The sequence below is a fragment of the Rhizomicrobium sp. genome, assembly GCF_056722145.1.
In genome coordinates this window covers 20,348-27,474 of record NZ_JBWZET010000054.1, presented here as the reverse complement: position 1 = coordinate 27,474, position 7,127 = coordinate 20,348, and the positions used below count along the sequence as shown (strand labels likewise).

The 7,127-nt window shown below is 63.8% G+C and carries 2 protein-coding genes; both read left to right on the top strand.

Going from position 1 to position 7,127, the window contains the following annotated elements:
• Positions 1-3,188 (top strand): pyruvate:ferredoxin (flavodoxin) oxidoreductase (nifJ, locus tag AC1P6P_RS03275; RefSeq protein ID WP_481401006.1); only part of this gene is annotated, 3,188 nt, incomplete at its 5' end.
• Positions 3,189-3,571: 383 nt separating this feature from the next.
• Complete coding sequence (locus AC1P6P_RS03270) at positions 3,572-7,030, top strand: TonB-dependent receptor domain-containing protein (RefSeq protein WP_481401005.1); 3,459 nt, start codon at positions 3,572-3,574, stop codon at positions 7,028-7,030.
• The last annotated feature ends 97 nt before the right edge of the window (positions 7,031-7,127 follow it).

The following is a 7,127-nucleotide window of genomic DNA, read 5'->3' as shown; positions in this document are numbered from 1 at the left end:
ATGTGACGGCGCGGACCATCGCCACCCACGCGCTGTCGATTTTCGGCGATCATTCCGACGTCATGGCGGTGCGCCAGACCGGCTTTGCCATGCTGGCCTCGGCCAATGTCCAGGAGGCGCAGGACTTCGCCGCCATCGCCCAGACCGCCAGCCTCAAGGCGCGGGTGCCGTTCGTGCATTTCTTCGACGGATTCCGCACCTCGCATGAAGTCGCGAAAATTGCGCCGCTGTCGGACGGCGATCTGCGCGCGATGCTCGACGAGGACGAAATCACCGCGCTGCGCCGGCGGGCGCTGTCGCCCGACCATCCGGTGGTGCGCGGCACGGCGCAGAACCCCGATCTCTATTTCCAGGGCGTCGAAGCGCGCAATCCCTATTACGACGCGCTGCCGGGCATCGTGCAGGACGCGATGGACCGCTTCGCGGGCGTCTCGGGGCGCCCCTACAAGCTGTTCGATTACACCGGCGATGCCAACGCCACCGAGGTCGTGGTGGTGATGGGCTCGGGCGGCGATACCGCCGAGATGACCTCGGAATGGCTGAATGAGGCGGGGCGCAAGACCGGCGTCGTCAAGGTGCGGCTGTTCCGGCCGTTCGATGTCGCGGCGTTGGTGCAGGCGCTGCCGGCGAGCGTGCAGAAAATCGCGGTGCTCGCTCGCTGCCGCGAGCCGGGCGCAGTGGGCGAGCCGCTCTATCAGGACGTGGTGACGGCGCTGGCCGAAGCGCGCGCGGGCGGGCTGACGCGGCTCGATCCGGTGGTGATCGGCGGGCGCTATGGTCTCGCGTCGAAGGAATTCACGCCGGCGATGGTGAAGGCGGTGTACGACGAGCTGGCCTTGGGCACGCCCAAGCGGCGGTTTTCCGTTGGCATTACCGACGATGTCGGGCATTTGTCGCTGTTCGTCGACGAAGGCTTTGCGATCGCCGATCCGGAAGAGCGCCGCGCGGTGTTCTTCGGGCTTGGCGCCGACGGCACGGTGGGCGCCAACAAGAACTCGGTGAAGATCATCGCCGGCAACACCGATCTCTATGCCCAGGGCTATTTCGTCTACGATTCAAAGAAGTCCGGCGCGATCACGGTTTCGCATCTGCGCTTCAGCCCCAAGCCGATCCGTTCGGCCTATCTGTTGGAGCAGGCCGATTTCGTCGCCTGCCACCATTTCGTGTTCCTCGACCGCTACGACGTGCTGCGCTACGCGGCGCCGGGCGGCACGCTGCTGCTCAATGCGCCGTATCCGGCGCCGGAGGTATGGAGCAAGATGCCGGCGCCGGTGCAGCGCGCCATCGTCGAGAAGAAGCTGCGCCTCTTCGTGATCGATGCCGGTGCGGTGGCGCAGCAATGCGGCCTGCGTTCGCGCATCAACACCATCATGCAGACCTGCTTCTTCGCGCTCGCCGATGTGCTGGCGAAAGACGATGCCATTGCCGCCATCCGCAAGGCGATCCAGAAAACCTACGGCCGCAAATCGCAGGCCGTGGTCGAGAAGAATTTCGCCGCCGTCGACCAGACGCTGGCGCATTTGGAAGAAGTGACAATCCCTGCGACCATCGATGGCGCCGAGCTCAAGCCGGTGGTGCCCGCCGATGCGCCGGCGTTCGTCAAAAACGTCACCGCGGCGATGCTGGCGGGCAAGGGCGATGCGCTGCCGGTCAGCGCCATGCCGGCCGACGGCACCTGGCCGGTCGGCACCGCGAAATACGAAAAGCGCAACATCGCCGACGAGATTCCGGCGTGGAACACGGCGACCTGTACCCAGTGCAACAAGTGCATCATGGTCTGCCCGCATGCGGCCCTGCGCGCCAAAGCCGTGCCGATGAGCGAATTGTCCGGCACCGCGCTGAAATCGCTGCCCTTCAAGGGCAAAGAAGCGGGCCCCGGCAGCGCCTATGTGCTGCAGGTCGCGCCCGAGGATTGCACCGGCTGCGGGCTGTGCATCGCGGCGTGCCCGAAGGAGGGCTCGCTGGTGATGGCGCCGAAAGCGAACGTGATCGACGCCGAAAAGACCAATTTTGCGGCGTTCCTGGAACTCTCCGATCTCGAACGCGCCGATCTCAAGATGAGCTTGCGCTCGAGCCAGTTCGTGCAGCCGCTGTTCGAATTTTCCGGCGCCTGCACCGGCTGCGGCCAGACACCTTATATCCGCACCCTGACGCAGCTGTTCGGCGACCGCATGATGGTGGCCAACGCCACCGGCTGTTCGTCGATCTACGGCGGCAACCTGCCGACGACGCCTTACACCACCGGCCCCGACGGGCGCGGACCGGCGTGGTCGAACTCGCTGTTCGAGGACAACGCCGAATTCGGTCTCGGCATGCGGCTGGCGGTCGATCGCCATGCGGCGGAAGCGGCCGGGCTGGTCGCGAAACTCGCGGGCGCACTGCCCGAGGCGCTGGTCGCGGCGCTGACCGCCAACGGCGGCAAGTCCGATGCCGACATCCGCACCCGGCGCGCCCAAGTGGCCGAGCTGCAATCGATCCTCGCCAGCATCCCGGGCAACGATGCGCGGCGGCTGGCGGAGCTGGCCGATTATCTCGTCGACAAGGTGGTGTGGATCATCGGCGGCGACGGCTGGGCTTACGACATCGGCTTTGGCGGCCTCGACCACATCCTGGCGTCGGGGCGCAACGTCAATATTCTGGTGCTCGACACCGAGGTCTATTCCAACACCGGCGGGCAGCAGTCGAAAGCGACGCCGCTCGCCGCCGCCGCCAAATTCGCCACCACCGGCAAGGCGCGGGCGAAAAAGGACCTCGGCGCCATCGCCATGTCGTACCGCGATGTCTATGTCGCCACCGTGGCGGTCGGCGCCAAGGACACGCAGGTCGTGACCGCGCTGGCGGAAGCGGCGTCGTACGAGGGCGTGTCGCTGGTGATCGCCTATTCGCATTGCATCCATCACGGCTTCGACCTGACCGCCGGCCTCGATCGCCAGAAGGCGGCGGTGGCCTCGGGCTATTGGCCGCTTTATCGCTATGATCCGCGCCGCGCAGCGGCCGGGCAGGCGCCGCTGGCGCTCGATTGCCAGGAGCCGACGCTGTCGCTGGGGGAATTCATGGCCGGCGAAACGCGCTTCAAGATCACCGACACCGCCGATCACGCGCGCTACGAGGCGCTGGTGAGCGATGCCCAGGACCAGCTCCACCAGCGCTTTGTGGCACTGCAGGCCCTGGCGAAGAAGGCGCCGTAGTCCGGTCCAGCAGGCTGACGTTACCTGTGCGGCATAGTCGCAACAGTTGCACAAAAATGGCAGAAAGATGTTGGCGCCGTATAGTTGTAAGACAACTGCATGGCAGTTAAGTTGCGCGTAGTTAATGTTGTCAGAAAAATAATTGCCGTAGAAATTATTTAACAGCAACTATATTGCCCAGTTACCGATTTTGGGATGTTTCGGGGTCGGTTCCTTCATGGCGCCCCGTCATTGACCGGATGCCATTGCTCAGAGCAAAATGACCGCCGTTGCTACCGGTGTCATAAGCCGGCAGCATCGCGGGGAGCTGTCAACATAAGGAACGCAGTGAAGGCGAGGCGATCAGCCCGCTCGCGCGTTCAGGAAATCGGGAGGGAGTTGAAGTGATCAACACATCCAAAAATAAGGGAAATTCGAACGCTCTTCGCTGCGCGCTGTCGTGCGGCGCGGCGGTCGGCGTCCTCGTCATCGCCAGCGCGGGGTCGTTTGCGCAAGATAATGGCCTCGAAACGGTCTATGTAACCGGTTACCGCGCTTCGCTGGAAAAGGCCCTTGACGTCAAGCGTACGACCGCCGAAATGGTTGACGCCATCAACGCCGAAGATATCGGCAAATTCCCCGACGCCAACCTCGCGGAATCGCTGCAGCGCCTGCCGGGCGTCGCGGTCGACCGCGATAACGGCGAAGGCCGCACCATTACCGTGCGCGGCCTCAACGCCGATTTCACCCGCGTCACGCTCAACGGCCTTGAGGCGCTGTCGACGGCCGGCGCTTCGGCTTCGGGCGATGATCCGAACCGCTCGCGCCAGTTCGACTTCAACACCTTCGCCTCCGAACTGTTCTCGAACTTGAAGGTCTATAAGTCGAGCTCCGCCGAAACCGACGAAGGCTCGCTCGGCGCCACCGTCGCGCTGCAGACCGGCCATCCCTTCGACACCGGCGACAAGTTCGTCGTGTCGGCCCAGAACGCCTGGTACGAATACGGCAAGCCGTTCAATCCGCGCATCGCCGCCGTCGCCTCGAAGACGTTCTTCGGCGGACGCCTCGGCATCCTCGGTTCGGTCGCCTACAACATGCGCCACCAGGAGATCGACTCCTACCAGAACTCGGCGGCGACCTCGTCCTACGTCTACCGCAACGCGACCTTCAAGGGCTCGAGCACGAACTGGCGCTACGGCTTCGCCGCCCCGACCGGCACCGCCACCTCGGCGCAGTGCAACACCACGACCCAGACCGTCGTGCCGTTGACCAAGATCCCGTACGTGCCGCTGTGCAACGCGCTGCAGGGTTCCGATCCGACCGCCTTCGCCGCAGTTGAAGGCACCGGCGTTGCCTCGACCACCGCTCCCGGCATGGCGACGACGATCATCCCGACCTCGGCTTCGCTCTATCACCAGGATCTTTACCAGTCGCGCATCGGCATGACCGGTGCCATCCAGTGGCAAGCGACCGACACGACGCTGGTGTCGTTCGACGGCGTGTTCAGCTCGTCCTACCAGGATTCGAGCAACTACATCTTCGCGCCGGTCGGCCTCAACCGCTTCAACACCTCGTCGAACCTGAACAAGATCTCGGCGACCGGCACCGCGGCGGCCGACGCCACCTACATGTACAACTACACCGCCAATACCGGCGCCTTCGTCGATCTGGCCAAGTGCAACAACGCCAGCGTGGCCGGCTATGCGCCGGTGACCTGCCTCAACACCGGAACGACGCAGAACTTCGCCCACAACATGGACCCGTACACCTATTATTCGGCCAACGGCACGAATCTGGGCGCGGCGGAAGCCATGCTGCTGAAGTATCTCGGCCGTCCGAGCACCAAGATCGTCGCGGCGCACGTTGCGACGCCGGCGGCCGGCTCGCTCACCGCAGCCGGGGTGACCAGCGGCGTCGTCGACCAGCTGACGCTCGCCAACCTCGATCTCGCCACCCGCGACGACGAGGCCGCCTACACCACCCAGTTCATGCAGGGTTCGTTGAACGTCGAGCAGAAGTTCACCTCGCGCCTGCGCGCCAATCTCGAGCTCGGCATGTCGGTGTCGCGCAACCACCAGGAAGGCTACTTCGTCGAGTTCGATCGCCTCGATTCCGGCACCTACAACGGCACGACCTGCCCGGATTGCTTCACCTACAACGCCACCGCTTCGGAAGACATGCCGTCGATCTCGTTCGGCACCTTCGATCCGTCGAACTACCAGAACTGGGACCTCTACAAGGGCTACACCAGCCTCAAGCACTACATGACGAACACGACGAACACCTTCCGTTCGCTCAAGTTCCAGACGGCCTACGACGTCACCGACCAGTTCAGCCTCAAGGCCGGTTTCTCGGGCCGCATCTACGACTTCGAGACCAGCAAGTACTCGCGTCCGATGAAGGACCAGTACGGCGTTCCGGCGATCTCCGAAATGCAGGGCAAGTACGGCTCGACCTTCACGCTGCAGAACCTCGGCAAGATGGTGTCTTGGGGCAACGGTCTCAACGTGCCGTCGGGCATGAACGTCAGCGGCTTCTTCGCGCCCGACCTGAGCGCGTTCAAGCATTACATGCACGTCGACTGCAATTGCGTCGATCCCGATTTCGGCGACATGACAATCTCGAACCTGTTCAGCGCCGCTTCGACCTCGGTGACCGGCAATACCTACAACGTGCATGAGCACGACAAGGCCGGCTACCTGCAGCTCGACTTCAACAACATCATGATCCTCGGCCGCGAGCTGCGCGGCAACCTCGGCGTACGTTATGCGGTGACCGATGTCGACGCGCTCGGCCACGGCACCGTCGGTAACGTGATCAAGGGCGAAAACCACTACGACAACGTGCTGCCGTCGGTGAACCTGGCCTATTCGCTGACCGACGAAATGCTGCTGCGCGCCAGCGCCTCCAAGGCGATCGCGCGTCCGCAGCTCGCCACCATGGCGCCGTCGATCACCAGCTTCACCCTCGACACCACCGGTGCCGACGGCGCCGGCCTGACGATCGGCAATCCCAAGCTGAAGCCGTTCAATGCCACCACGTTCGACGCCGGCTATGAATGGTACTTCGACGAGGGCGCGGTGCTGGCGGTGACCGGCTTCGCGAAGTGGATCAAGGACGTGCCGCAGCTCGTCACCACCGCCGGTTTCCTCGACCAGTACATGGACACCGCCTCCTACAACAGCCTGCTCTATGCCTATAACAACGTCCCGGGCATGGTCAGCGCCACCAACGCGGCGGCGATCCAGTACAGCTGGAACCACGTCGCCGGCTATCACTTCACCGCCACGACCTACATGAACAGCCGCGGCGGCGTGCTGAACGGCCTCGAATTCACCTATCAGCAGGTGCTGAAGTTCCTGCCGGCGCCGTTCGACGGTCTTGGCATCAACGCCAACTACACGCTGATCCATTCGCGCATGCACTACATCGTCAATCCGGAATCGAAGCCGGGTGCGGGCGATGCGGTGTACGGCGATGCGGGCTGGACCGGTGCTTCGCCGAGCGCCTTCAACGCGACCGTGTTCTATGACGGCAAGGACTGGAAGGATCGCGCCTGGTCGGGCCGCGTGTCGGTCGCCTACCGCAGCAAGTACGTGTCGCAGTATCCGATCACCGGCGGCGATGCCGCCCCCGGCACCACCAACAACCCGATCATGAACGACGCGATCTTCTCCAAGTCGACGCTCAACGTCGATACGTCGTTCACCTACGACTACACCGACTATCTGCAGTTCCGCATCGACGGCATGAACCTCACCAACCAGACCGACAACCGCTTCGCCTACAGCGGTTTGCCGACGACCACCAAGTATGTCGCGACCGGCCGCCAGGTCTTCGCCGGCGTCCGCTTCAAGTACTGATCGTTCCCTTTTGGAAGAGAATTGGGGCGCCCGAACACGGCGCCCCTTTTTTTGCCGGAAAGCGTTCTGCCCCGCGGGCGGAGAGGTCTTCCGGTTT